General features: G+C 64.0%; 23 protein-coding genes. 13 read left to right on the forward strand and 10 right to left on the reverse strand.

The window, feature by feature from the left end:
* Positions 1–138: 138 nt before the first annotated feature.
* The gene (locus VG99_RS12605) at positions 139–1,368 is read right to left on the reverse strand and encodes a DedA family protein (RefSeq protein WP_044500429.1); all 1,230 of its coding nucleotides are present in this window, start codon (positions 1,366–1,368) and stop codon (positions 139–141) included.
* Positions 1,353–2,066 carry a DNA-3-methyladenine glycosylase gene (locus tag VG99_RS12610; RefSeq protein WP_044500431.1) on the reverse strand — a complete coding sequence of 238 codons (714 nt, stop codon included), beginning with the start codon at positions 2,064–2,066 and terminating at the stop codon, positions 1,353–1,355. The genes VG99_RS12605 and VG99_RS12610 overlap by 16 nt, the downstream gene beginning before the upstream one ends.
* Positions 2,067–2,152: 86 nt before the next feature.
* On the opposite strand from VG99_RS12610, the gene VG99_RS12615 reads away from it, so the two are divergent.
* The 11 genes from VG99_RS12615 (at position 2,153) to lipB (ending at position 12,056) form a co-directional block, all read left to right on the forward strand.
* Positions 2,153–3,418 (forward strand): glutamate-5-semialdehyde dehydrogenase, encoded by a 1,266-nt coding sequence (locus VG99_RS12615; RefSeq protein WP_044500433.1) that lies wholly within the window; start codon positions 2,153–2,155, stop codon positions 3,416–3,418.
* Positions 3,415–4,053, forward strand: a complete 639-nt coding sequence (nadD, locus tag VG99_RS12620; RefSeq protein WP_044500435.1) for a nicotinate-nucleotide adenylyltransferase — start codon at positions 3,415–3,417, stop codon at positions 4,051–4,053. The genes VG99_RS12615 and nadD overlap by 4 nt, the downstream gene beginning before the upstream one ends.
* A 21-nt stretch (positions 4,054–4,074) precedes the next feature.
* On the forward strand, positions 4,075–4,434 hold the full coding sequence (gene rsfS, locus VG99_RS12625) for a ribosome silencing factor (RefSeq protein WP_044500437.1): 360 nt from the start codon (positions 4,075–4,077) through the stop codon (positions 4,432–4,434).
* 6 nt (positions 4,435–4,440) lie between these two features.
* Positions 4,441–4,908: a 23S rRNA (pseudouridine(1915)-N(3))-methyltransferase RlmH gene (gene rlmH / locus VG99_RS12630; RefSeq protein ID WP_044500439.1), complete on the forward strand. Its 468-nt coding sequence runs from the start codon at positions 4,441–4,443 to the stop codon at positions 4,906–4,908.
* Positions 4,909–4,911: 3 nt separating this feature from the next.
* On the forward strand, positions 4,912–6,810 hold the full coding sequence (gene mrdA / locus VG99_RS12635) for a penicillin-binding protein 2 (protein ID WP_044500441.1): 1,899 nt from the start codon (positions 4,912–4,914) through the stop codon (positions 6,808–6,810).
* A 14-nt stretch (positions 6,811–6,824) separates the two neighbouring features.
* On the forward strand, positions 6,825–7,949 hold the full coding sequence (rodA, locus tag VG99_RS12640; protein ID WP_044501642.1) for a rod shape-determining protein RodA: 1,125 nt from the start codon (positions 6,825–6,827) through the stop codon (positions 7,947–7,949).
* A 30-nt stretch (positions 7,950–7,979) separates the two neighbouring features.
* Positions 7,980–8,993, forward strand: coding sequence for a lytic murein transglycosylase B (gene mltB / locus VG99_RS12645; RefSeq protein ID WP_420848299.1), 1,014 nt, complete (start codon positions 7,980–7,982; stop codon positions 8,991–8,993).
* The gene (locus VG99_RS12650; RefSeq protein WP_044500446.1) at positions 8,990–9,898 is read left to right on the forward strand and encodes a septal ring lytic transglycosylase RlpA family protein; all 909 of its coding nucleotides are present in this window, start codon (positions 8,990–8,992) and stop codon (positions 9,896–9,898) included. The genes mltB and VG99_RS12650 overlap by 4 nt, the downstream gene beginning before the upstream one ends.
* Positions 9,899–10,019: 121 nt before the next feature.
* Complete coding sequence (locus tag VG99_RS12655) at positions 10,020–11,147, forward strand: D-alanyl-D-alanine carboxypeptidase family protein (protein WP_044501643.1); 1,128 nt, start codon at positions 10,020–10,022, stop codon at positions 11,145–11,147.
* 10 nt (positions 11,148–11,157) lie between these two features.
* The gene (locus tag VG99_RS12660) at positions 11,158–11,433 is read left to right on the forward strand and encodes an HP0495 family protein (RefSeq protein WP_044500448.1); all 276 of its coding nucleotides are present in this window, start codon (positions 11,158–11,160) and stop codon (positions 11,431–11,433) included.
* Positions 11,433–12,056 (forward strand): lipoyl(octanoyl) transferase LipB, encoded by a 624-nt coding sequence (gene lipB / locus VG99_RS12665; protein ID WP_044500450.1) that lies wholly within the window; start codon positions 11,433–11,435, stop codon positions 12,054–12,056. The genes VG99_RS12660 and lipB overlap by 1 nt, the downstream gene beginning before the upstream one ends.
* Before the next feature lie 34 nt (positions 12,057–12,090).
* Here lipB and lipA read toward each other — a convergent pair whose 3' ends face one another.
* The 3 genes from lipA to VG99_RS12680 all read right to left on the reverse strand — a co-directional run bounded on the left by lipA (position 12,091) and on the right by VG99_RS12680 (position 16,382).
* Positions 12,091–13,140 carry a lipoyl synthase gene (gene lipA / locus VG99_RS12670; RefSeq protein ID WP_044500453.1) on the reverse strand — a complete coding sequence of 350 codons (1,050 nt, stop codon included), beginning with the start codon at positions 13,138–13,140 and terminating at the stop codon, positions 12,091–12,093.
* 200 nt (positions 13,141–13,340) lie between these two features.
* Positions 13,341–14,918 carry a TerC family protein gene (locus VG99_RS12675; RefSeq protein ID WP_044500456.1) on the reverse strand — a complete coding sequence of 526 codons (1,578 nt, stop codon included), beginning with the start codon at positions 14,916–14,918 and terminating at the stop codon, positions 13,341–13,343.
* 189 nt (positions 14,919–15,107) lie between these two features.
* Positions 15,108–16,382 (reverse strand): lytic murein transglycosylase, encoded by a 1,275-nt coding sequence (locus tag VG99_RS12680; RefSeq protein WP_044500458.1) that lies wholly within the window; start codon positions 16,380–16,382, stop codon positions 15,108–15,110.
* A gap of 254 nt (positions 16,383–16,636) precedes the next feature.
* Between VG99_RS12680 and VG99_RS12690 the strand changes: the two genes are divergently transcribed.
* Together VG99_RS12690 and VG99_RS12695 are read left to right on the forward strand one after the other, a co-directional pair.
* Positions 16,637–17,935 carry a sialidase family protein gene (locus tag VG99_RS12690; RefSeq protein ID WP_044500463.1) on the forward strand — a complete coding sequence of 433 codons (1,299 nt, stop codon included), beginning with the start codon at positions 16,637–16,639 and terminating at the stop codon, positions 17,933–17,935.
* Positions 17,932–18,561 (forward strand): hypothetical protein, encoded by a 630-nt coding sequence (locus VG99_RS12695; RefSeq protein WP_044500464.1) that lies wholly within the window; start codon positions 17,932–17,934, stop codon positions 18,559–18,561. Before VG99_RS12690 ends, VG99_RS12695 begins: the two co-directional genes overlap by 4 nt.
* A 12-nt stretch (positions 18,562–18,573) precedes the next feature.
* Here VG99_RS12695 and VG99_RS12700 read toward each other — a convergent pair whose 3' ends face one another.
* The 5 genes from VG99_RS12700 to VG99_RS12720 are packed head-to-tail and all read right to left on the reverse strand — an operon-like array spanning position 18,574 to position 23,780.
* Positions 18,574–19,551, reverse strand: a complete 978-nt coding sequence (locus VG99_RS12700; RefSeq protein ID WP_044500467.1) for a lysylphosphatidylglycerol synthase domain-containing protein — start codon at positions 19,549–19,551, stop codon at positions 18,574–18,576.
* On the reverse strand, positions 19,548–20,780 hold the full coding sequence (clsB, locus tag VG99_RS12705) for a cardiolipin synthase ClsB (protein WP_044500469.1): 1,233 nt from the start codon (positions 20,778–20,780) through the stop codon (positions 19,548–19,550). The genes VG99_RS12700 and clsB overlap by 4 nt, the downstream gene beginning before the upstream one ends.
* Positions 20,780–21,568, reverse strand: coding sequence for an endonuclease/exonuclease/phosphatase family protein (locus tag VG99_RS12710; RefSeq protein ID WP_044500471.1), 789 nt, complete (start codon positions 21,566–21,568; stop codon positions 20,780–20,782). Before VG99_RS12710 ends, clsB begins: the two co-directional genes overlap by 1 nt.
* Positions 21,565–22,497: a DUF72 domain-containing protein gene (locus tag VG99_RS12715; protein ID WP_420848300.1), complete on the reverse strand. Its 933-nt coding sequence runs from the start codon at positions 22,495–22,497 to the stop codon at positions 21,565–21,567. The genes VG99_RS12710 and VG99_RS12715 overlap by 4 nt, the downstream gene beginning before the upstream one ends.
* The gene (locus VG99_RS12720) at positions 22,494–23,780 is read right to left on the reverse strand and encodes a zinc-dependent alcohol dehydrogenase (protein ID WP_044500477.1); all 1,287 of its coding nucleotides are present in this window, start codon (positions 23,778–23,780) and stop codon (positions 22,494–22,496) included. The genes VG99_RS12715 and VG99_RS12720 overlap by 4 nt, the downstream gene beginning before the upstream one ends.
* Between the last annotated feature and the right edge of the window lie 101 nt (positions 23,781–23,881).

Consider the following 23,881-nt stretch of genomic DNA (forward strand, 5'->3'; position numbering starts at 1 on the left):
TCTCCATGCAATTATTGTGGCTCGCTGGCAAGCAGCGATGGGTGAGCCATGGTGGCAAGAGCGCGGCGCAGGGGTCAATCCATCGGCGGTGTCATTGGTTTGCTGAATGCCGCTACCGGCGCGCCGGGCTATGCGCCATCAGAAGCCGAGCCACAGCAGCAGGCCCGCCAGCGCCGGCCAGGCGGGCAGCAGGATCGACCAGGGGCGGGGCAGGGCGGGCAGGGGCGCGCCGCGCTCCACCAGCCAGATGCCGAGCAGTACCGCGCAGGCACATTGCAACGCGCTACCCAGTACCGCGGGTACGCTGATGGGCAGTGTCAGCCAGGCGGCAAGCAGCACGGCGCCGGCCGGGAGGACGTAAAGTGCCCAGCTCAGACGCAGCCAGAACGATTGCTGGCGGTTGGCGAGCATGACGCCACCGAATACCAGGGCCAGTTCCAGTGCCAGCAGCGTGGCGTGGGTGCCCGGCAGCAACCCCAGGGCGAGGCACAGCAGGGCGCTGATCATCAGGAACAGCAACTGCCAGCCGTGGCGCAATAGCAACAGCAGGCCCAGTATCGGCAGGTAGGACAGCCACAGCAGGGCCTCGCCGGCAAGGGGCTGCACCGCAGCGCGCAGGGCATTGAGGCGGGGGTAGTCGGCACTTGCCAGCCAGGTGTCCAGGGTACCGTAGACCACGGTCAGCCAGGGCGTTGCCAATGGCAGGCAGAGCGTTGCCAGCAGGCAGAGCCCGCCGGCGGCCAGGCTGCTCCAGCGTTCCTGGGTGCGCAGCAACATCAATACCGCCAGGATGAGCAGCGCCAGACCGCCAGCCAACATCCCCGCCTCCTGCCAGAAGGACTCGGGCACCGGCCAACGCACGGCGCTACCGGCGAGGTAGCCGGGCAGCACGTAGACCGGCGCCCAGGCCAGCGCCGACGCAATATTGACCAGCAGAAAGCGCCAGGTCGGCATGTCGAACATGCCGGCAACCATGGGGATGATCGGGCGGATCGGGCCGATGAAGCGCCCGAGCATGATGCTGTAGATGCCGTAACGGCGAAAGAATCCCTCGCCCCGGTCGATCCACTGCGGATGACGGGCGAATATCCCCAGGCGGCGGATGTCCTGGTGGAACCAGCGGCCCATGGCAAAGCTGAGCAGGTCGCCGCAGACCGCGCCGGCAAAGGCCCAGGCCAGCGCGCCCCAGAGACTCAGGTCACCACCGCCGGCCAGGGCCGTCGCCGCGAACAGCAGCAGCACGCCCGGCACCACCAGGCCGGCAACGGCCAGGGATTCGGTCAGGGCAATAAGAAAGATCGCCACCCCGAGCCAGCGGGTGTGGTCGGCCAGCCAGGCGGTCAGCTCCCCGCTCAGCAGGCTTTCCATTCGGGTACGTGGTCGATCAGTTGATAATCGCGGCCTTCCTGGCGGGTGCGTCCCAAGGGGTTGCGGGTGCAGAACTGGGCGTAGGCGCTGTCGACGAAGCGATAGGGCAGGTGCTCGTCGCGCCCCAGGGGGATGCCGAGCCGGGTGGTCTGGATGATCTGCTGGGGCCGGTAGCCGTCATCTTCGATCAGCAGCCGCTCCGGGTCCGGGATCTGGGCATTCCACACCGGGACCTTGAGGTGCAGCGAGCGGCACAGCAAGGTCTGGCCGTTGCACAGTTTCTCGGTCGGGCGCACCCCGCCGCTGGCGGCCGGGTTGAGTTGCTGCATCAGCGCCAGGCTGTCCGGGCCGCTGATGTCATCGACCACCGGGTAGCCGGACTTGACCAGCACCCCGTCGCCTTCGCCGGCGGCACTGATGTTCAGCGAGTCGCCGCCGCGGGCGTAGTACATGTATAGCGTCCCGGCATCCATGAACAGGGCGCGCCGCGAGGGTGTCAGGCCCAGGGAGGCGTGGCTGCCCTTTTCCTCGCGCAGGTAGGCTTCGGTCTCGATGATGCGGGCCGACAGCCAGTGCCCCTGGTGGTAGTGACGGATGACCTTGCCCAGCAGCAGCACCGCCAGTTCGCGGCTGTCACGCTGGAAAAAGGCCTGTGGTAGAGGGCTCGGTGCCCTTTGGAAAGAATTGGTCGCAGACATAACAGCGATGATAGCAGGTTCGCCCTGTCCAGCGTCTGGAGGCACCGGTATAATGCCCACTTTCGTCTCGCAGCAGGGTGGTGAATATGAGCGCTGATCAGGTTACCGAATACATGTCCGTGCTGGGTCGTCAGGCGCGGCAGGCTTCGCGCGTGATCGCCCGCGCCACTACCGCCGTCAAGAACAAGGCGCTGCTGGCCACCGCCGACGCCATCGAGGCCGCGGCCGCCAGTCTGATCGAAGCCAACGGGCTGGATCTGCAGGCCGGGCGCGACAATGGCCTGGATGAGGCGATGATCGATCGCCTGGCACTGACCCCGACCGGCATCGCCAATATGGTCGAAGGGCTGCGCCAGGTCGCCGCGCTGGCCGACCCCATTGGTGCCATTCGCGACATGAAATATCTGCCGTCGGGTATCCAGGTGGGGCGTATGCGGGTGCCGCTGGGGGTGATCGGTATCATCTACGAGTCGCGGCCGAACGTGACCGTGGAGGCCGCCAGCCTGTGCCTGAAGTCCGGTAATGCCTGCATCCTGCGGGGCGGCTCGGAGTCGATTCACTCCAACCGGGCCATTGCCCAGTGCATCCGCCAGGGGCTGGACGCCGCCGGTCTGCCGCAGGAAGTGGTGCAGGTGGTCGAGACCACGGACCGCGCGGCGGTCGGCGCCCTGATCAGCATGCCCGAGTTCGTCGATGTGATCGTGCCGCGTGGCGGCAAGGGTCTCATCGAGCGGATCAGCCGGGACGCCCGGGTGCCGGTGATCAAGCATCTGGACGGTATCTGTCACGTCTACGTGGATGACCGCGCCGACCTGAACAAGGCCGAGGCCATCGCCCTGAATGCCAAGACCCACCGCTATGGCGTGTGCAATGCCATGGAAACACTGTTGGTGCACCAGGGCGTTGCCGCGGAATTCCTGCCGCGTATGGCGGCCCTGTACGGGGAAAAGGGTGTGGAGCTGCGGGGTTGTCCGCAGACCTGTGCCATCCTGCCCCAGGCGGTTGCCGCCAGCGAGGAGGACTGGTCCACCGAGTACCTGGCACCGATCCTGTCGGTGCGGGTGGTGACGGATATGGACGACGCCATGGACCATATCAGCCGCTACAGCTCGCAGCATACCGAGTCGATCGTGACCGAGGACTTCACCCGTGCCCGCCGTTTCCTCGGCGAGGTGGATTCCAGCTCTGTGATGGTCAATGCCTCGACCCGCTTTGCCGATGGCTTTGAATACGGCCTGGGCGCCGAGATCGGTATCTCCACCGATAAGCTGCACGCCCGTGGCCCGGTCGGCCTGGAAGGGCTGACCAGCGAGAAGTACGTGGTCTTTGGCGACGGGCACATTCGCCAGTGACACTCCGCGTTGGTCTGCTGGGCGGTACCTTTGATCCGATTCACTTCGGACACTTGCGCAGCGCCGTCGAAGTACGTGAATACCTGGCGCTGGACGAGCTGCGGCTGGTCCCCAACGCCAGGCCGCCGCACCGGGACCGCCCCGGCGCCAGTGCGCAGCAGCGGCTGGAAATGGTCTGCCTGGCCACCGCGTCGGACGCCGGCTTGCTGGTCGATGACTGCGAGCTGCGGCGCGACCGGCCGTCCTATACCGTCGACACGCTGGAATCCCTGCGTGCCGACCTGGGGCCTGCGGCGACCCTGTTTCTGATTGTCGGCTGGGATGCCTTCAGCGGGCTGCCCAGCTGGAATCGGTGGGAAGAGCTCCTGCAGCTGGCCAGTCTGGTGGTATTACAGCGGCCCGAGCAGGATCAGGAACTGCCCGAAGTACTCAAGGACCTGCTGGCGGCGCGTAGCGTCAGCGGTCCGAATGATTTGCAAGCTACCCATGGCGAAATCCTGTGCCTGGCACAGACGCCGCTGGCCATTTCGGCCACCCATATCCGCTCACTGATCCAGGCAGGGCGCTCACCGCGATTTCTGCTGCCCGACTCGGTGCTTGGCTATATTGAAACCAATGGGCTGTACCAGCCCTGATCTCAGGAATTGAACACCATTATGCAGATTGAAGATCTGATCAAGACAGTAGAAGACGCGTTGGACGAGCTCAAGGCCAAGGACGTCGTGCGCATCGATGTGCGTGAGCTGACCGGCGTTACCGATTACATGGTTATTGCCAGCGGTAACTCCAACCGCCAGGTCAGTGCCCTGGCGGATAACGTCATCGAGAAGGCCAAGGCCGCCGGCGTTCGTCCGCTGGGGGTGGAAGGCAAGGAAGGGGGCGAGTGGGTGCTGGTGGACCTGGGCGACATCGTGGTGCACGTCATGCAGCCGGCCACCCGTGAGTTCTACGACCTGGAGCGCCTGTGGCAGAGCGCTGAATCCCGTCGGGCGCAGCAGCAACCGACCGCGGAGTAAGGCTGCTTGCGTATTCGCCTGATCAGCGTGGCATCCCGCATGCCGCGTTGGGTAGAGCAGGGGTATCAGGAGTATGCCAAGCGCATGCCGCCCGATCTGCCGCTGGAACTGGTGGAGATTCCCCTGGCCACCCGCGGCAAGAACGCGGACGTCGCCCGGCTGATTCGCCGTGAGGGCGAGCAGATGCTCGCCGCCACCCAACCCGGCGAGCGTATCGTCACGCTCGAGGTCGAAGGGCGGCCGTGGTCCACCGAGGCGCTGGCCGAGCAGCTGGAAAGCTGGCGCCTGGATGCACGCACGGTGAACCTGATGGTCGGCGGCCCCGAGGGCCTGGCCAGTGAAGTCGCTGCCCGCAGCGACCAGCGCTGGTCGCTGTCGCCGCTGACCTTGCCCCACCCTCTGGTACGTATCCTGCTCGCCGAACAGCTGTATCGCGCCTGGACCATCCTGAACCGCCACCCATATCACAAGTGATTCATGGCCAAGCCGATCCGCATCAAGGACCACCTCAATGACGCAGGTATAGTACAGCGCAGGCTGATTCTTGCCGTGCTGTTCATTGCGCTGCTGAGTGGCGGCCTGCTGGCGCGCATGTACTGGCTGCAAGTGGTGCAGTACGAGCACCACACGACGTTGTCCGAGAACAACCGCGTGCACGTGCAGCCGATCCCACCGGCGCGCGGCCGCATCTATGACCGGAACGGGCTGGTGCTGGCGGATAACCGACCCAGTTTCAGCCTGAGCATCACCCGCGAACGCACCACCGATCTGGACGCCACCATCGCCCTGCTGCGCGAAGTACTGGAGCTGAGCGACGAGGACATCGAGCAACTGCGCCGGCGCCTGCAGCAGGCTAGACGGCCCTTCGAGGCGGTGCCGGTGATGTTCGGCCTGAGCGAGGAGCAGATCGCCCGCATCGCCGTGAACCAGTTCCGCCTGCCGGGTATCGACGTGCAGGCGAGCTTTGTCCGGCATTATCCGCAGGCGGAACATTTCGCCCACTCGGTGGGCTATGTCGGCCGGATCAACGAGCGCGAGCAGGAGCGCATCGACCCGGTGGCCTATGCCGGCACGCACTATATCGGCAAGACCGGGGTAGAGCGTTTCTATGAAGAGCTGCTGCACGGCACCGTGGGTTATGAAGAGGTCGAGACCAACGCCCGTGGCCGCGTGTTGCGCGTGCTCAGCCGTACCGAGCCGCTGTCCGGCAAGGACCTGACCCTGCATCTGGACAGCGACCTGCAGGCGGTGGCCGAGGCGGCGCTGGGCAATCGCCGCGGTGCGGTAGTGGCCATCGAGCCCAGTACCGGTGGGGTGCTGGCCTTTGTCAGTCAGCCGGGTTTCGATCCCAACCTGTTCGTGACCGGCATCAGCCACGCCGACTACGGCGCGCTGCGCGACTCCCTCGACCAGCCGCTGTTCAACCGGGTGCTGCGCGGCCTGTACCCGCCCGGCTCGACCATCAAGCAGATTGTCGCCCTGGCCGGGCTGGATTACGGCGTGACCACCCGCAATGCGCGGGTCTACGATCCGGGTTTCTATCAATTACCCAACAACAAACACAAGTACCGTAACTGGAACCGCTACGGTGATGGCTGGGTGGACATGAAGCTGGCGATGGCCCGGTCCAACGACACCTATTTCTACGACCTGGCGCACAAGCTCGGCATCGACCGCCTGCATGCCTTCATGAGTCAGTTCGGCCTGGGCAGCCGGGTGTCGCTGGACATGTTCGAGGAAACCGCCGGGCTGATGCCCTCCCGGGAGTGGAAGCGTGCTTCGCGGCGTCAGCCCTGGTACCCCGGTGAAACCTTGATCACCGGGATCGGCCAGGGCTACATGCTGACCACCCCGCTGCAGCTGGCGCATTCCACGGCGCTGATCGCCAATCGCGGCGTGTGGAAGCGCCCGCGCATGTTGCTGCATGCCGATGGTGTCCCACCCGACGAAGCAGATACCCCACCGGATGTGGTACTGAAGAACCCGAACGACTGGGACTTCATTATCCAGACCATGGAAGAGGTGATGCATGGCGAACGCGGCACCTCCCGAGCCGCTGCCGAGGGTGCGCCCTATCGCATGGCTGGCAAGACCGGTACCGCCCAGGTGGTCGCCATTGCCCAGGGCGCGCGCTATGACTCGGAGGCGCTGAAGGAGCGGCACCGGGACCACGCGCTGTTCGTCGGTTTTGCCCCGGTGGATGATCCGCAGATCGCGGTTGCCGTCATGGTCGAGAATGGTGAGTCCGGCGGCCGGGTAGCGGCGCCGGTTGCGCGGGCGGTGTTCGATGCCTGGCTGCTTCCCGAGGCGGAGCCCGAGCCCGATTCCGCATCCGAGCCCGCAGCTGAGAGTAGTCTTGAGGAGGAGGTGCAGTGAAACCCCTGGCCAGTATGTCACCGCCGGATCCCCGGGGCCTGCGCCGCGAGCCCTGGTGGCTGCGCCTGCACGTCGATCCCTGGCTGCTGTTGCTGATCTTTGTGCTCGCCGGCGTGGCGGGCTTCGTGCTGTATTCGGCCAGTAGCAAGAGCATGGCGATGGTGTACCGCCAGGGCGCGCACTACGCCATTGGCCTGGCGGCGATGATGTTTGTGGCCCAGTTGCAGCCGCGTTTCATGGAGCGCTGGTTGCCGCCGGCCTATGTGGTCTCCGTATTGCTGCTGGTGGCGGTGTTGGTGATTGGCACCGAGGCGAAGGGGGCGCAGCGCTGGATCCGGATCCCGGGGTTGGTTACCTTCCAGCCATCAGAAATCATGAAGCTGGTGATGCCCATGAGCGTGGCCTGGTACCTGGGCCGCCGGGAAATACCGCCGCGTTTCAAGCATGTGTGCGTGTGTCTGCTGATCATCCTGGTACCGCTGGTGCTGATCCTCAAGCAGCCCGACCTGGGCACTACCCTGCTGATCGGAGCCTCGGGCATCTTTGGCTTGCTGCTGGCCGGCCTGCGCTGGCGCTACATCATCGGCGCGCTGGCGCTGCTGGGCCCCGCAGCAGCGGCGATGTGGTTCTTTGTCATGCACAGCTACCAGAAGCGGCGGGTGTTGACCTTCCTCAATCCGGAAAGCGATCCCCTGGGCGCGGGCTGGAACATCATCCAGTCCAAGGCAGCCATCGGCTCGGGCGGCGTGTTCGGCAAGGGCTGGCTGCAGGGCACCCAGTCGCACCTGGACTTCCTGCCGGAGGGGCATACCGACTTCATCATCGCGGTATTGGCCGAGGAGTTCGGGCTGGTGGGCGTGGCGCTGCTGATAATGGTTTATCTGCTGATCGTCGCCCGGGGTCTGTACATTACCCACCACGCCCAGGAAAGTTTCAGCAAGTTGCTGGCGGGCAGCATCACCTTGACGTTTTTTGTCTACGTATTCGTTAATATCGGCATGGTCAGCGGGTTGCTGCCGGTCGTCGGTGTGCCCCTGCCGTTAATCAGCTACGGCGGCACCTCCTTGATCACCTTGCTGGTGGGTTTCGGCATTCTGATGTCTATCCATACGCACCGCAAATGGATGGCGCGCACATGATAATTCTATTGGAGATCGGGCTTGCTCATGATTGATCGCGTTTCAGGCTGGTTGCGCAGCAATGCGCTGGGAGCCTTGCTCGTCGCCGGGTTCAGCCCCGGACTACTGGCCGCTGGGCCCTATACCGCAGAACACCCCGGGGTGGACCCCTTCGTCGAGGAAATGCGCCGGGAATACGGCTTCAATCCCGAGCATGTGCGGGGCCTGCTGGAACAGGCCGAGCGCAAGGAATCCATCCTCGAAGCCATTGCCCGCCCCGCCGAACGGGTGCGGCCATGGCATGAGTACCGCAAGATCTTCATCATCGACAAGCGCGTCCAGGACGGCGTCGCCTTCTGGGACAAGCACGCCGACGCGCTGGCGCGGGCGGAGGAAGTCTACGGGGTCGAGGCGGAAGTGATCCTGGCGATCCTCGGTGTGGAGACCTTCTACGGCGGCAACAAGGGCAGCCACCGGGTCATTGATGCCCTGACTACCCTTGGCTTTGATTATCCGCCGCGGGCGGATTTCTTCCGTGGCCAGCTCAAGTCCTTCCTGGTACTGACCCGGGAGCAGCAGGTCGACCCGCTGGAGCTGACGGGCTCCTACGCCGGCGCGATGGGCTTTCCCCAGTTCATTCCCAGCAGCTACCAGGCCTATGCGGTGGATTTCGACGAGGACGGTGTAACCGATATCTGGAACAACCCGGTCGATGCCATCGGCAGTATTGCCAACTACTTTGCCGAGCATAAGTGGCAGCACGGCGCTGGCGTGGCGGTGGCCGCCGAGGTGTCCGGGGAAGATTATGCCAAGGGCTTCACCCTCGACCGGGGGCTGGAGGCCAAGATCACCGTTGGCGAGTTGAAGAAGCTTGGCTGGAAGCCCCAACAGCCGCTGGATGACAGCACCGAGGTGATGGCCTTCGAGTTCGACGCGGGGGAACATAAGCAGTACTGGCTGGGTCTGAATAACCTGCATGTCATTACCCGGTACAACAGGAGCGTCATGTACGCTATGGTCGTGCATCAATTGGCCGACCTGATAAGGGAAGCGAGGGATCAATGAACAAGCCATTGCGCCATGGCCCGGGCGTTGCCATCGTCTGCCTGTTGCTGGCATTGCTGAGCGCCTGTTCATCGTCGCCGGTGACCCAGAACCAGGGTGGGGCAGCGCCGGCGAGCAAGCCCCGGCCGGCCCAGGATGGTGCGCCTGATTACTTCAAGGATGTGTCGCAGATCCCGGACGCGGTGCCGGTGCCCCATACCGGCGCCTTCAAGGCGTCGCCCTATCGGGTATTGGGTCGCAACTACAACCCGATGAAGGATGGGCGCAACTATCGCGAAACCGGTCTGGCGTCCTGGTACGGCACCAAGTTTCACGGGCAGTTGACGGCCAACGGTGAGCCCTACGACCTGTACGGCATGACCGCGGCGCACAAGACCCTGCCCCTGCCAACCTATGTTCGGGTGACCAACCTCGATAACAACCGCAGCATCATTGTGCGGGTCAACGACCGCGGTCCCTTCCATTCCGACCGGATCATCGACCTGTCCTACGCCGGGGCAGTCAAGCTCGGCTTTGCGGAACAGGGCGTGGGCCGGGTCCGGGTCGAGGGCATCGATCCGGTGGCCTGGCAGCAGGAGAACAATCCGGGCTATCTGGTCAAGGCGCAGCCTGCAGCAACGCCGCCCCGCCCCGCACCCGCGTCCAGCGTTGCGCCTTCCGGCAGCAATGTCGGACTGTACCTGCAGGTCGGTGCCTTCGCCTCCGACCAGGCCGCCGAACAGCTCCGTAGCCAGTTGCAGGGCATGGTCAGTGCACCGGTCTTTGTCAGTCCGATCGAGGTGGAATCCCGCACCTTGCACCGGGTCCGACTCGGCCCGGTCAATGACCACGCGGAGGCCGAACGGCTGATGGAAACCGTGCGACTGGCCAATCTGGGCAATCCGTCCCTGGTCAGCGCCAACTGAATTTGCCGCTGTGTTGCAGCGGCCCTTGCGTTCCACATCTATCCAGACAGTGAGCACCATGTTTAAAAAATTGATTCATACCCTGTTGATTTCCACTGCCGTGCTGCTGGTCCCGGCCGCCATGGCCCAGACGCCGCAACCCCAGCCCCAGCCGCAGGCGGTAGCCCCGCTGATGCCGCCGGCGCCCACCGTCGCGGCATCCAGCTACCTGCTCATCGATGCCGATAGCGGCAAGGTGCTGGTCGAGCACAATGCTGACGAGCCGCTGCCGCCGGCCAGTCTGACCAAGATGATGACCAGCTATATCGCCAGCCTGGAAATCCTGCGTGGCCAGCTGAAAGAGACCGACCTGGTGCTGGTCAGTGAAAAGGCCTGGCGCATGGGCGGCTCGAAGATGTTCATCGAGGTGGGCAACCAGGTGCCGGTGATCGACCTGCTGCGCGGCATCATCATCCAGTCCGGTAACGATGCCAGCGTGGCCATGGCCGAGCACATCGCCGGCAGCGAGGAGTCCTTCGCCGACCTGATGAACAGCCACGCCAAGCGCTTGGGTATGGTCAACACCCACTTCGAGAACGCCTCCGGCCTGCCGGGTGCGAGTCACCTGTCCAGCGCCCGGGATATGGCCCTGCTGGCCAAGGCGATCATTCGTGACGACCCTGAGCACTACAAGCTGTACAAGGAAAAGGAATACGTCTGGAACGGTATCCGCCAGCCCAACCGCAACCTCATGCTGTGGCGTGACAAGTCGGTGGACGGCCTGAAGACCGGCCACACCGAGGAAGCGGGTTACTGCCTGGTGGCCTCGGCCGAGCGCGACGGCATGCGCCTGATCTCCGTGGTGATGGGCACTGTCAGCGAACAGGCCCGCGCGGCGGAAACCCAGAAACTGCTGACCTGGGGCTTCCGCTTCTTCGAAACCCGCGGCTTCTACCAGCCGGGTCAGGTGGTTGCGCCGGCGCGGGTCTGGGCCGGTCAGGCCGATCAGGTTGATGCGGGCCTGGCGGACGGGTTGGTGTTGACCCTGCCCAAGGGCCAGGCCGACAAGCTCGAAGCTGCGGTCACGCTGAATCCGGTCATCAAGGCGCCGATCGCGGCGGGTGACGTACTGGGCCAGGTGGAGGTCAAGCTGGGCGAGGAAGTGGTGCACACCGCGCCGCTGGTTGCCCTGGCCGAAGTGGAAGAAGCCGGTCTGTTCGGTCGCCTGTGGGACAGCATCCGCCTGTTCTTCTACGGCCTGTTCAACTGAGGAGCCAGGCATGAGCGACAAGACCCCCGACGCGCCGAAGATCGAGTTTCCCTGTCAGTACCCGATCAAGATCATCTGCTCCGCCGGGGATGGAGTGGTCGAGCGGGTGCTGGCGGTAGTCCGCCAGCATGACCCGGCGCTAGATGCCAGCAAGCTGGTGGTGCAGGACAGCAAGAATGGCCGGTTCCAGTCCCTGCGGTTGGTGATGACGGCCGCGGGCGAGGAGCAGCTACAACAGTTGCACCTTGACCTCAAGGCCACCGGCCACGTGCATATGGTGCTGTGATGCCCGAGCTGATCGTGCGGCACCTGGGGCTGGTGGAATACCAGCCCACGCTGGACGCCATGCGCAAGCTGACCGCCGAGCGTGATGCGCAGACCGCCGACGAGATCTGGCTGTTGCAGCATCCGCCGGTGTTCACCCAGGGGCAGGCGGGCAAGGCCGAGCACCTGCTGGCGCCGGGAGATATTCCGGTGATCCAGGTGGAGCGGGGCGGGCAGGTGACCTACCACGGCCCCGGCCAGTTGGTGGGCTATCTGATGCTCGATCTGCGGCGCTTGGGCCTGGGCGTGCGGGAGCTGGTCACCGCCATGGAGCAGAGCCTGGTCGAGCTGCTCGCCAGCTATGGCGTGACCGCCGCGCCCAAGGCCGATGCCCCCGGCGTCTATGTCGACGGGGCAAAGATCGCTTCCCTCGGACTGCGGGTACGCCGTGGCTGTTCCTTCCATGGCCTGGCATTGAATGTGGCGATGGATATGCAGCCGTTCCAGCGGATCAACCCCTGTGGCTACAGCGGACTGCAGATGGTCCAGCTCAGCGAACTGGCAGCGCAGCCGGTGGTTATCGAGGAAGTGGCGCAGCGGTTGGAGCAGGTGCTGCGGCGGCAGTTGGGCTATCCGCTGGCGTGACGGGCCAGCGCCCGCCACGCCAGGGTTGGGCTGATTACCTGAGGTTCAGCGCGGGGATCAGGCTGGTGTCAACGTCCTGACCCGGCACCGGGGCAGGGGCCGCCAGGCCCAGGTTGTTCTTCTCGAATACGCGGTCGGCGCGGTAGCTGGAGCGTACCAGCGGGCCGGAAGCCACTTCCATGAAACCCTTGGCCAGACCCAGCTCCCGGTAGCGGTTGAACTCTTCCGGGCTGACCCAGCGCTTGACTGGCAGGTGGTTGCGGGTGGGTTGCAGGTACTGCCCCAGGGTAACGATGTCCACACCGATGGCGCGCAGTTCATCGAAGGTCTGCAGGATTTCCTCATCGGTTTCCCCCAGGCCGACCATCAGGCTGGTCTTGGTCAGCACGTCGGGACGATGGCGCTTGGCATGCTCCAGCACCTTCAGGGTCTTGCCGTAGCCGGCACGGGGGTCGCGCACTTCCCGGGTCAGCCGTTCGACGGTCTCGACGTTCTGGGCAAAGACTTCCAGACCCGAATCCACCACCAGCTCCACCGCAGCCAGGTCGGCATCGAAGTCCGGCGTCAGGGCCTCGACCACCACCTGCGGGGTCCGTTGCTTGATGGCGCGCACGCAGGCGGCGTAGTGGCTGGCGCCGCCGTCAGCGAGGTCATCGCGGTCCACCGAGGTCAGCACGATATAGCGCAGCGCCATGAGCTCCACCGATTTGGCGGTATTCTCCGGTTCCTCCAGATCCAGCCAGCCGTTGGGGTTGCCGGTATCCACCGCACAGAAGCGGCAGGCGCGGGTACAGACCGAGCCCATCAGCATGATGGTGGCGGTGCCGTTGGACCAGCATTCCCCCATGTTGGGGCAATGGGATTCCTGACATACCGTGCTCAGCCGATGCTCGGATACGTTGCGCTTGACCGCTTCGAAGCGATCACCTGCCGGCGCCTTGACCCGCAACCACTTGGGCTTGGGCTCGAACACGGCGGGTTCGGCGTTGGCGCGGCGCTTCTGGCCGTCCTTGATGGCAGCAATCCCCTGGGCATTGCGGAATTTTTCACCACTGGCAACGTTGTTTTGCGGGCTGTCAGACATCGGGGTCAGGGCTCCTGGTAGAGGCTCCATGGAAGGTGGGTGGCTTGTAGCCACGGTGCAGTTTATCACAGGCGCGGTGGGTGTGGTGCTGGGGCATGGGGGGCTGGGGTGGTGCAGATAGGCAAGTCATTGCCACAGCAGCCCCGTCCGCAGACGGGGCGCCATGGTTGTTGCGCAGCGACCCCGGGGCAGGGCCGCGCTCAGTCGCGGGATCGGGCCTCCGCCAGGTCCTGGCGGGTCAGTTCCACCCGGGCGATCCGCATATGCTCGATCTCGAGAATGCGCATCTGCCAGCCGTCCACCGTCAGCAGCTCATCCTTCTCCGGCATGTGCTCAAGATGGTTGAGGATCAGCCCGGCCAGGGTGGTGTACAGCGGGCTGCGCGGCAGCGGCTCGGGCAGCTGGCGGTTGATCTCCTCCAGATTCTCACTGGCATCGACCTCGTACCGGCCCGGCTCCAGCGCCACGACGCTGGGCGGCAAGTCCATGCCCTGTTCGGCCTCCGGCAGTTCGCCGGCGATGGCCTCCATGATATCGGTCAGGCTAACGATACCTTCGAGGGTGCCGAATTCGTCCACCACGAAGGCCATCTGCTTGCCCTCATGGCGGAAGGCTTCCAGCGCCTTGATCGCGTTTTGGGTCTCGAACAGCACCACCGGTTGCTCTATATAGGCCTCGAAGTCCAGCTCGCCGCCGCGCAGGATGGCGTCGAGCAGGGTTTTCTTCTGCACGATCCCCAGCGGCTCGTCATGCTTGCCGTCGCGTATCACCGCCAGGCGTGAGTAGGGCGAATCCAGCAGCTGCTGGCGTTGCTCGGCCAGGGTGCTCGCCAGGTCCAGGGCATGAACCTCGCGCCGCGGCGTCATCAGCGCCTTGATGTTGGTATCGGCCAGGCTGAGCACGCCACGAATCATGTCGCGCTCGTTCTCCTGGAACACCTGCTCCGGGGCGGCTTCGTCGATCAGATGCTCGGCGGATACCGCCTCGGCGCTGTCGGCCTTGCCCAGCAACCGCAGGATGTTATTGGCGGTACGTTCACGCAGCGTGCCACCGGTATCCAGCCACTTCTGCTTGTTGTGGCGCGCCAGTTGGTTGAAGAACTCGACCATGATCGAGAAGCCGATCGCCGCATACAGATACCCCTTGGGTATATGCAGACCGACACCCTCTGCCACCAAGCTGAAGCCGATCATCAGCAGGAAGCCCAGGCACAGGATGATCAGGGTCGGGTGGGCATTGACGAAGCGGGTCAGACGCTTGCTCGCCAGCAGCATGACGGCCATGGCAACGATCATGGCAATCGCCATCACCGCCAACTCATCGGCCATGCCTATGGCGGTGATGACCGAGTCGATCGAGAACACCGCGTCCAGGATCACGATCTGGGTGACCACCACGCCAAAACTGGAGTATGCCAATCGGGCGCTGCTGGTGTGCTGCCGACCTTCGAGGCGTTCATGGAGCTCCATGGTGGCCTTGAACAGCAGGAACAGGCCGCCCGCCAACATGATCAGGTCCCGGGCCGATACCGGGTGGTCGCCCACCTGGAACAGCGGATTGGTCAGGGTGACCAGCCAGGCGATACTCATCAACAGCATCAGGCGCATGATCAAGGCCAGGGACAGGCCCAGTACGCGTGCCCTGTCACGCTGGTGCGGCGGGAGTTTTTCCGCCAATACGGCGATGAATACCAGGTTGTCGATACCCAGGACGATTTCCAGGGCAATCAGCGCAAACAGGCCCGCCCAGACAGTAGGATCAGCCATCCACTCAAACATGGGTGGGCTCCTTTACGGTCTGACGCAGCATAGTTGCAGGGATAGATTGTGAAGAGAGGATGCGAAGACGGTCTGTCATCGCGTTTGTTCGGGGAGGGACGGAGTTCAAAACGGTAAACCGGTAGCCAATGGAAGCTTCCTTATACGCGTTCTGATAAGGGCTGACAAACGAATATTTATTGCCGTTTGTCAGTTTTCCTTGTGCCGCAGGGCCTTCAGCAATTGCTGGTCGGGATAGCCGTCGGCCGGCCAGCCTAGGGCGATTTGCAGCCGCCGTATCGCTTGCCGGGTATTGGCCCCGATGATGCCGTCAACGCTGCCCGGATCAAAGCCCTGGGCTTCCAGGCGTTCCTGCAGCTCCAGCCGTTCGGTGCGGGACAGGGGCTTGTCATCGGTGGGCCAGGGGGCGCGGATCTCGCCGCTGCCCTGGAAGCGCTCCGCCAGCAGGGCGATCGCCAGCGCATAGCTGGTGGAGTTGTTGTAGCGCAGGATGCTGCGGAAATTGTTCTTGACCAGGAAGGCCGGACCGCGGTGGCCGGCCGGCAGGATCAGCGTCGCCTCGCTGGTCGACCGACTGTCCAGGGGTTGGCCGCGGGCATCGGTGACCCCGAGCTGGGCCCACTCCGCCATCGGCTTGCGAATGGACATGTCCGCCAGCGCGTAGTCGAAGCCTTCGCGCAACCGCACTTCCATCCCCCAGCGGGCGCCGGTCTGCCAGTTGGAGGCACGCAGGTAGTTGGCGGCGGAGGCGAGGGCGTCGGCTTCGGTCTGCCAGATGTCCCGCTTGCCGTTGCCATCGAAATCCACGGCGTAATCGTTATAGGTGGTCGGGATGAACTGGGTCTGACCCATGGCACCCGCCCAGGAACCAACCATGCCATCAACGGAGACGTCGCCCCGCTGCAGGATCTCCAGCGCGGCCAGCAACTGGCTCTGGGCAAAACCGGAACGCCGGCCCTGGTGGGCCAGGGTGGCCAGCGAGCGGATCACCGAGCGGTCGCCCATATTACTGCCGTAGTTGCTTTCCAGGCCCCAGATGGCGACCAGGATATGGCGGTCCACCCCGTAGCGGGCCTCGATCTGTTGCAGGATGCCAGCGTGGCGCGACAGCATCATCCGACCGGTGGCCTGGCGCTGGCTGGACATGGCGCCCTCCAGGTATTCCCAGACCGGGCGGGTGAATTCGGGTTGGCTGCTGTCGGCTTTCAGTACCGCCGGGTCGGGTTCGACGCCATGGAAGGCGCGGTCGAACAGCTGACCGTTGATCCCCGCGGCCAGCGCCTGGCTGCGGAAGTCGTCGCGCCATTGGCTGAACGTCTCGTTGTGCTGTTCGGTGCGTTCGATCCCGGGCTGCACGGACGCTTCCAGGCGGTTCTCGCCACAGGCGGAGAGGATCAGCAGGCCGGCGGCGACGGCAAGCAGCTTGCGACAGAGGATGCTGGGGCGAACGGGCAGATTGCGCATGTATCGATTCCGACAGATTCAATTTCTGGCCCACTGTAGCACGCGCCTCGACAAGCGCGAACCGCTGGGCCCGGTATTGCTGTTGGAGGGCGCAGGCCGCGTCAGGTTCCTCCGGCGGCTGGGGAAGATAAAAATATATCGGCCGGAAAAGGACTGGTATCATCGCCCAATGTCGTTTTGCAGCATGGCTGTTTGCGCATATCTGGGGGCGTTAAGCGCTGCGGGCACTCACGAGACACACTGAAGAAATAATAATGCACTGGACTACTATTGCTGATCGCTGGCGCCTGCTGGCGATTCCCGTCGTGCTGGCGGTCTTTGTCGCGGCCTGGGTTGCTCACCCGGCCTACCAGATGGCAGATTTTTCCGCGTTTCCCGCAGCGGGTTTTGATACTACGGTGGTGAGCCAGGAGGCGGATTTCGAGCAGGGTTTCGCCTCATCCGATCTGCATGACTTCGTCCACTCTCCGTCCGTCGCCGCGCTGCCCGGCGGTGACCTGATGGCGGCCTGGTTTGCCGGGTCCCGGGAGGGGGCGGCGGATGTGGAGATTCGCGGGGCGCGCTATGATGCCATCAGTGGTGTGTGGGGCGACGAAGAGATACTGGTAACCCGGGAAATGACCCGGCGCGCCATTGGCAAACCCATCCGCAAGCTGGGCAACCCAGTGATCGCCTTCGCCCCCGATCAGCGCCTGTGGCTGTTCTATGTGTCCGTATCGGTCGGTGGCTGGGCAGGCAGTGCGGTGAACGCCATGGTCTCCGACGACCTGGGCGTCAGTTGGTCCAAGCCCCGGCAACTGGTCACCACCCCCTTCGTCAATATCAGCACCCTGGTGCGCACGGCGCCGGTGTTCCATGCCGATGGATCGATCGGGCTGCCGGTCTATCACGAGTTTCTCGGCAAGTTTCCTGAATACCTGTATATGGATGCCGAAGGCCGGGTTATCGACAAGTTTCGCATCGCTGATGGCACCAACTCCCTGCAACCTACCGTGGTACCCCTGAGTCCCAAGCGGGCCGTGGCGCTGCTGCGCCAGGCCGGGGATGAAGGGCACGTGTTGGCCACCGTTACCGAGGATGCCGGGCGCACCTGGCAACCGGAGCGGGAAGTGGCACCCTGGAATCCCAATACCTCGCTGGCAGCGGTGCGGTCGGCGGCGGGCAGCCTGCTGGTGGCGCAGAACAACCTGATCGATGGCCGGTTCAACCTGAGCCTGGACGAGACCACCGAAAGCCTCAGTGAATGGTCGCTGGTCACCTCGCTGGATGCGTCCCCGGACCCCTGGGGCAAGCCGTTCCCGCAGCTGCGCTACAAGGAGCTGCTGAGCGAGAAATTCCTGACTTCCAGTGGGCTTGCGCGGCAATCGTTGCTGGACGAGTACCTGAACGAGATTGACCAGCGCATGTGCCGTAACGGCATGTGTGACTTCGAGTACGAGTATCCCTACATGATCCGCGCGACCGACGGGCGTTATCACCTGGTCTACGCCTGGAACAACAGTTTCATCAAGCATGTGGCGTTCAATGATGCCTGGTTGGAGGCGCAACTATGATTGCTGTCAGTGCGCAGTCCTGCCTGAGTTTCGCCCTGATCCTGTTCCTGCTGCTGCCCGGCGGCCGCCTGCCGGTACGTTGGCGCGGCCTGCTGTTACTCGGCGTGCTGCTGATCGGCCTGGTGCCCTTGCCGGGCGGGTTGTCGCTGGCTGGCTATCTGCGTGGCGTGACCGACGAGCTGTCGATCACCGCGCTGGTCTGGCTGCTGGCGGGCACCGCTGTGCGTCTGGGCTGGGCGCCGGGCGGATCGTGCCGGCACGCCTGGCAATTGTGGTCAGTGTTCGCGGTGCTGGGAGTGGTGCTTTATCCCGCGTCGATGGGCGTCGGCATGTTGGATACCTATAGCTGGGGCTACTCGCCGCGCTGGCTGATTGCTGCGGTAGGTGCGCTCGTATTGGCGCTCCTGGTGCTGGGCAACCTGCTGGGCGTGCTGATGCTGACGCTCGCTACCCTGGCGTTCACCCTGGATATCAAGGCCTCGGACAATTACTGGGATTACCTGCTGGACCCCTTCGTAGTGCTCTACGCTATCGGCATGCTGGCCGCCAGCTCGTTGGGAGCCCTGCGCCGCTGGCGGCGCGGGGCCTTTACCCCGGCGCCGCAACTGGATGAAGGGCTGGACTGAGCCAGCCCCGGTTCACGCCGCTTCCTGTTGGGAGTTGGTACTGCGCATGCTCTTGGCGCGCTTTTCCAGCACCAGGTAGGTCACCACCGCGATGCTCAGCGGCAGCAGGAAGTAGATCGCCCGGTAGCCGATCAAGGCTGCCAGCAGGCTGCTGCGGGGGATCTGGTCCTGCAGCAGGGTCAGGAAGATCATCTCCAGCACGCCCAGCCCCGCAGGAATATGGGTGATGACCCCAGCAATGCTGCTGATCAACAGTACGCCCAGCACCCCGGGATAGAAGGCCTCGGCCGGTAGCAGCAGCCAGATCAGCAGGGCCATCAACGACCAGTTGAGTGCGCCGACCCCGGCTTGCACCAGCGCCAGTTGCCAGGAGGGCAGTTCAATGACCTGGTTGCGGATCGTCCAGCTGCGCCGGGTGGAAAAGGCGCAGGCCAGCACATAGACCACGGCAGCCGCGATCATCGCCAGGCCGATCAGGCGCAGCCCGCCATTGCCCACCGCCCAGCCCTCCGGCAGCGTTACCCAACCCGCCGCAAACACGACCCCGGCCAGCCACAGATAGCCCAACCAGTTGGTGATGATGCTCAGACTGAAGACGCGGGCGATGGTTGGCACGTCCAGGCCCAGGCGCGTGTACAGCCGGAAGCGCAGGGCGACCCCGCCGACCAGGGCGTTGAGATTGAGGTTGAAGGCGTAGCAGACGAAGACCAGGGGAATGACCTGGCGAATGGGCAACCGGTGACCGGTGTAGTAGCGCCCCAGCAGGTCGTAACTGGCATAGGTCAGATAGCTCAGCAGCGCCACGCCAAAAGCGGCCGCTATCATCCACAAGGGATAGTCTCGTAGGGCGCTGCCGACCTCCTGCCAGTCGGTATTGCGCAGCTGCAGGTAGAGCAATACCGGAATCGCAATAAAGAAAAACAGCGTCAGCAGGCGTTTGCCCCAGCGCAGCCAGGGTTTGTCGGACCCCGATTCATGTGTCTCGCTCAAAGAAGCTTCTCCTGTTCCAGGGGGGCGAGCTGCTCGTCGGCGGGCTCTTCCTGGGGCAACAAGGGCTCCAGGCGGGGCGTATGGGCGGGCAGGCTGCCGGCGATGGCCGGGAAATGCCGCAGGAAATGGAACGACAGGAAGGTCAGGGGCGCGCGCCACCAGAAGCCCCGGGTCGCCTTGGCCGCAGTGATCTCGCTGCAGTGCTTGCGTGCCAGGGACTGCAGGTGATCATGCAGGCGTTGGTTGAGCTGCGGATCGCGGATGAACAGGTTGGCTTCCAGGTTCAGTGACAGGCTCAGTGGGTCGAGGTTACTGGAGCCCACGGTGACCCATTCCCGGTCCATCAGGGCAACCTTGCCGTGCAATGGGCGCTTGCAGTACTCGTGGATCACCACGCCGCCGCGCAGCAGATAGCTGTAGAGGAAAGTACTGCAATGACGCACCCAGGGCATGTCCGGTTCGCCCTGCAGGATCAAGGTCACATGCACGCCGCGGCGGGCGGCGTTGCGCAGCTCGCGCAGCATCCGGTAGCCGGGGAAGAAATAGGCGTTGGCGACCACCAGCCGGTGATTGGCCGAGCGTATGGCGCGCAGGTACTGGTCCTCGATATCCGAGGTGTGGTGGTTGTTGTCCCGGGTCGCCAGCATGATCCAGGCACTGCCGGCGTGGCGGGTGCGGGTATGCTGATCGGCCTTGAGCGGCAGCGGCAACTCCTTGCGGGCATGGCGGAACAGATTCAGGCTCGCATGGCGGATATCGCTGACAATGGGGCCACGCACCTCGACGGCGTAATCCTGCTTGGCACCGGGGCCGTAGTCACCCAGGTGCACCGCGGTGAAATTGATGCCGCCGACAAAGGCCACTTCCCCGTCGACCACCACGATCTTGCGATGCAGGCGGCGGAACAGGTTGGTGCGCATGCCCATTACCTTGGGCTGGGGGTCGAACACATGCACCCGCACACCGGCATCGATCATTTCGCTGATGTACCGGTTGCTCAGGTCCACGGTGCCGTAGCCATCGACGATGACTTCGACATGGGCGCCGTTGTTGGCGGCGCTGATCAAAGCGCGCTGCAGTTCCTTGCCGACCTTGTCTTCCAACACGATGAAGGTTTCCAGCAGGACTTCGCGTTGCGCATTGCGGATGCTCTCGAAGACACGGGGGAAAAATTCCTCTCCGTTGATCAGCAGTTTTGCATCATTGCCTTCACGCCAGATGGGTCTCATCAGAAACGTACCTCGACAGACAGAGGCGCATGGTCGGAGAGGTGCGACCAGGGGCGCCGATAAAGCGTTTCGGGGCCGTGGGTGGTCAGGTTACGGACGTAGATCCGATCCAGACATAGCAACGGCCATTGCACGGGAAAACTCTTCGCCGGCGATCCTGTAGCCGTCACGAAAGCCTCCTTGAGACCGCACCGGCCCAGCCGTTCATCGGCTCGGTTGCGCCAATCGTTGAAGTCACCGGCGACGATCACCGGATCATCCGGTGGCAGTCGGTCGAGCAGACGACACAACAGGCGCAGCTGTTTGCGCCGGTGGCGTTCCCGCAGGCCAAGGTGTACGCAGATGGCATGCAGGTCCGCCTGACCGGGCACGTCGAGAATGGCGTGCAGGAAACCGCGTTCTTCGGTACCGCTGATCGACACATCCAGATTCTCGTAGTGCAGTATCGGAAACTTTGACAGCAAGGCATTGCCATGGTGCCCTTCCGGATACACGGCGTTGCGGCCATAGGCAAAGTCCGGCCACATGCTGTCGGCCAGGTATTCGTAATGGGGGGCGTCTGGCCAGTTGTCGAAGCGGGCGCCATGGTTGTCGTTGTTGCCCAGCACTTCCTGCAGGAACACCAGGTCGGAGGAGGTAGTGCGCACCGCGTCGCGCAGTTCCGGCAGGATGAAGCGCCGATTCAGCCAGTTGAAGCCCTTGTGGGTATTGACGGTCAGCACCTTGATCGAGTGAACCGGGGGTGCCTTGTTGGTGAGGTGGTTCTGGGAGGAACTCGTCGGGGTCACAAAAAACGCTCCGGCAGTTGGCCCGGCTGGACCTCCAGCCCTTCGGCGCGGTCGAGCTTCTCCAACAGCCGGCGGGCGTCATAGGGCGCACGGACCTTGATGTCATTATCGAAATAGCAATAGATGTCCCGGGCGGCGCAGGAGCTGTCCTCCTGCTCGGATATGCGGCGGGCGCCTTCTGGCTGCTCGCCCTTGGCCCAGGCGCGGATCCGGCGGGCCCAGTCATCAAGGGCCGAGTCGTCGTAGCCGCTGGCGTACAGCTCCTTGTCACCATGCAGGCGCAGGTACATGAAGTCTGCAGTTAGTTCCTCCACCAGCGGCCATTTGCCGGCGGTATCGGCCACCACCAGGGCAATGCGATGCTCCCGCAGCAGTTCGATAAAGCTTTCCTGCAGAAAGCTCCGATGGCGGATCTCCACCGCATGGCGCAGGGCGGTTTCCGGCGCCGTGCTCAGCTCCTCCGGCGGGGCGAAGCGTGGACTGCGACCGGCGCACTGGATGGCTTCGCCGAAGGTGCGCGGCAACTGTTCGAAAAGTTCGGTGAACAGGCCGGCGTCGAAGCGGAAGCTGGGCGGGAACTGCCAGAGGAAGGCCCCCAGTTTGTGCTCCAGCTGCAGCGGGCCGGAGGCATAGAAGTTGGCCAGCGGCTCGGCGAGCTCGCGCAGGCGTTTGACATGGGTGATATAGCGCGGCGCCTTGACGCTGAACACGAAGTTGTCCGGCACAGCGTCGCGCCAACTGGTGTAACGCTCCGGCGTCTGCAGCGCATAGAAGGAGCCGTTGATCTCAATGCTGCTGACCGTGCGCGAGGCATACTCCAGCTCCCGGCGCTGCACCAGCCCTTCGGGGTAGAAATCGCCACGCCAGGGCTCGTAACGCCAGCCGGAAATACCGATACGGATATTACTGCTCATGGCTGGGTCACTCAGGCTTTGGGCGAAGCCATGGAAGGCGGATCACTGGCGGGGAAGGATTCCACCAGTGCCTCGTCCAGCAGCTCTTCGCCGTGGTCGTGTTCGGGCTGCAACGCCACCTTGACCCAGCCACAGGCGCGCCGGTCGAAGGCCTTGAAGGCTTCGATGCTGTCTTCCATGGGCTTGGACTGCGTGAGGATCTGGGTCGGGTCGATACGACCGCTGAGCACCAGGTCCAGCAGCATGGGGATATACCGACGGTGATGGCAGTTACCCATGTTGACGGTGATATTGCGGCTGGCGGCAAGGCCGATCGGGAAGGTGCGTGATTGCGGCGCGTAGAGGCCGATCACCGAGAGGGTGCCGGCCTTGGCCAGCGCCGATACCGCCCACTGCAGCGCCTGGCTCGGCGCATCGCCGGGGTGCCAGTTGTCGCCGTCGGGATTGGTTCGCGGCGCGTTATCGGCCATCTCCTGGCGGAATTGGCTCTGCTGCAGGGGGTCATCATTCAGGCAGGAATGCTCGGCATCCACGCCCACGGCGTCAATGGCCCGGTCCACCCCAATGCCGCCGGTCAGGCGCTGCAGGGTAGTGACGGGATCCTCTTTATCGAAATCGATGACCTCGGCGCCCTGGCGGCGGGCCATGTCCAGGCGGTCGGGTAAATGGTCGATGGCAAATACCCGGGCAGCGCCCATCAGCAGCGCGCTGGCGATGGCAAACTGACCCACCGGGCCGCAGCCGAAAACGGCCACGGTATCACCGGGGCCGATTTCTGCCATTTCCGCACCGAAGTAGCCGGTGGGGAAGACGTCGGAGAGCAGGATCGCCTGGTCGTCGGTAATGGCGTCAGGGATCTTGATCAGGCCGATATTGGCGTGGGGAATGCGGGCCTTTTCCGCCTGCAGGCCATCGAAGCTGCCACTGGCTTCCGGCCCGCCGAAAAAGGCGGTGCCGGCCTGGGGGCCGTTCGGGTTGGCGGTATCGCATTGCGCGTAATAGCCGGCCCGGCAGTAGGAGCAGTTGCCACAGGCAATGGTCGAGGCGACGATCACCCGGTCACCCACCTGCAGGTTGCGCACATCGGTGCCGAGGGTTTCGACGATGCCGACCCCCTCGTGCCCGAGGATGGTGCCCGGACGCATACCACTGATACTGCCACGGACAAAATGCAGGTCGGTACCGCAGATGGCAGAGGTGGTCAGGCGGATAATGGCATCGGTGGGCTCATGCAATACCGGATCAGGTACCTCTTCCAGGCGTATGTCACCGACATCGTGAAAAACGACGGCTTTCATCCTCTGTCCTCCCATGGTCGCTGCGCTGCTGCGTTTGTGGTCTGGGCCTGTATCGCCCTACTGTTTCCGACTGACGGAGCGCAGCTTGGTTCAGCCTTTCT

Origin of the sequence: Pseudomonas saudimassiliensis, from assembly GCF_000939975.1 — a bacterium.
GTDB lineage: Bacteria > Pseudomonadota > Gammaproteobacteria > Pseudomonadales > Pseudomonadaceae > Halopseudomonas > Halopseudomonas saudimassiliensis.

Excerpts from the sequence above, each read along its gene's own strand:
- VG99_RS12655 (WP_044501643.1), top strand. The coding sequence starts at position 10,020 with ATGGCCCAGACGCCGCAACCCCAGCCCCAGCCGCAGGCGGTAGCCCCG.
- VG99_RS12690 (WP_044500463.1), top strand. The coding sequence starts at position 16,637 with ATGCACTGGACTACTATTGCTGATCGCTGGCGCCTGCTGGCGATTCCC.
- mrdA (WP_044500441.1), top strand. The coding sequence starts at position 4,912 with ATGGCCAAGCCGATCCGCATCAAGGACCACCTCAATGACGCAGGTATA.
- VG99_RS12660 (WP_044500448.1), top strand. The coding sequence starts at position 11,158 with ATGAGCGACAAGACCCCCGACGCGCCGAAGATCGAGTTTCCCTGTCAG.
- clsB (WP_044500469.1), bottom strand. The coding sequence starts at position 20,780 with ATGAGACCCATCTGGCGTGAAGGCAATGATGCAAAACTGCTGATCAAC.
- VG99_RS12695 (WP_044500464.1), top strand. The coding sequence starts at position 17,932 with ATGATTGCTGTCAGTGCGCAGTCCTGCCTGAGTTTCGCCCTGATCCTG.
- lipA (WP_044500453.1), bottom strand. The coding sequence starts at position 13,140 with ATGTCTGACAGCCCGCAAAACAACGTTGCCAGTGGTGAAAAATTCCGC.
- lipB (WP_044500450.1), top strand. The coding sequence starts at position 11,433 with ATGCCCGAGCTGATCGTGCGGCACCTGGGGCTGGTGGAATACCAGCCC.
- VG99_RS12675 (WP_044500456.1), bottom strand. The coding sequence starts at position 14,918 with ATGTTTGAGTGGATGGCTGATCCTACTGTCTGGGCGGGCCTGTTTGCG.
- rodA (WP_044501642.1), top strand. The coding sequence starts at position 6,825 with ATGTCACCGCCGGATCCCCGGGGCCTGCGCCGCGAGCCCTGGTGGCTG.
- VG99_RS12680 (WP_044500458.1), bottom strand. The coding sequence starts at position 16,382 with ATGCGCAATCTGCCCGTTCGCCCCAGCATCCTCTGTCGCAAGCTGCTT.
- VG99_RS12605 (WP_044500429.1), bottom strand. The coding sequence starts at position 1,368 with ATGGAAAGCCTGCTGAGCGGGGAGCTGACCGCCTGGCTGGCCGACCAC.
- VG99_RS12615 (WP_044500433.1), top strand. The coding sequence starts at position 2,153 with ATGAGCGCTGATCAGGTTACCGAATACATGTCCGTGCTGGGTCGTCAG.
- VG99_RS12650 (WP_044500446.1), top strand. The coding sequence starts at position 8,990 with ATGAACAAGCCATTGCGCCATGGCCCGGGCGTTGCCATCGTCTGCCTG.
- VG99_RS12610 (WP_044500431.1), bottom strand. The coding sequence starts at position 2,066 with ATGTCTGCGACCAATTCTTTCCAAAGGGCACCGAGCCCTCTACCACAG.
- VG99_RS12720 (WP_044500477.1), bottom strand. The coding sequence starts at position 23,780 with ATGAAAGCCGTCGTTTTTCACGATGTCGGTGACATACGCCTGGAAGAG.
- rsfS (WP_044500437.1), top strand. The coding sequence starts at position 4,075 with ATGCAGATTGAAGATCTGATCAAGACAGTAGAAGACGCGTTGGACGAG.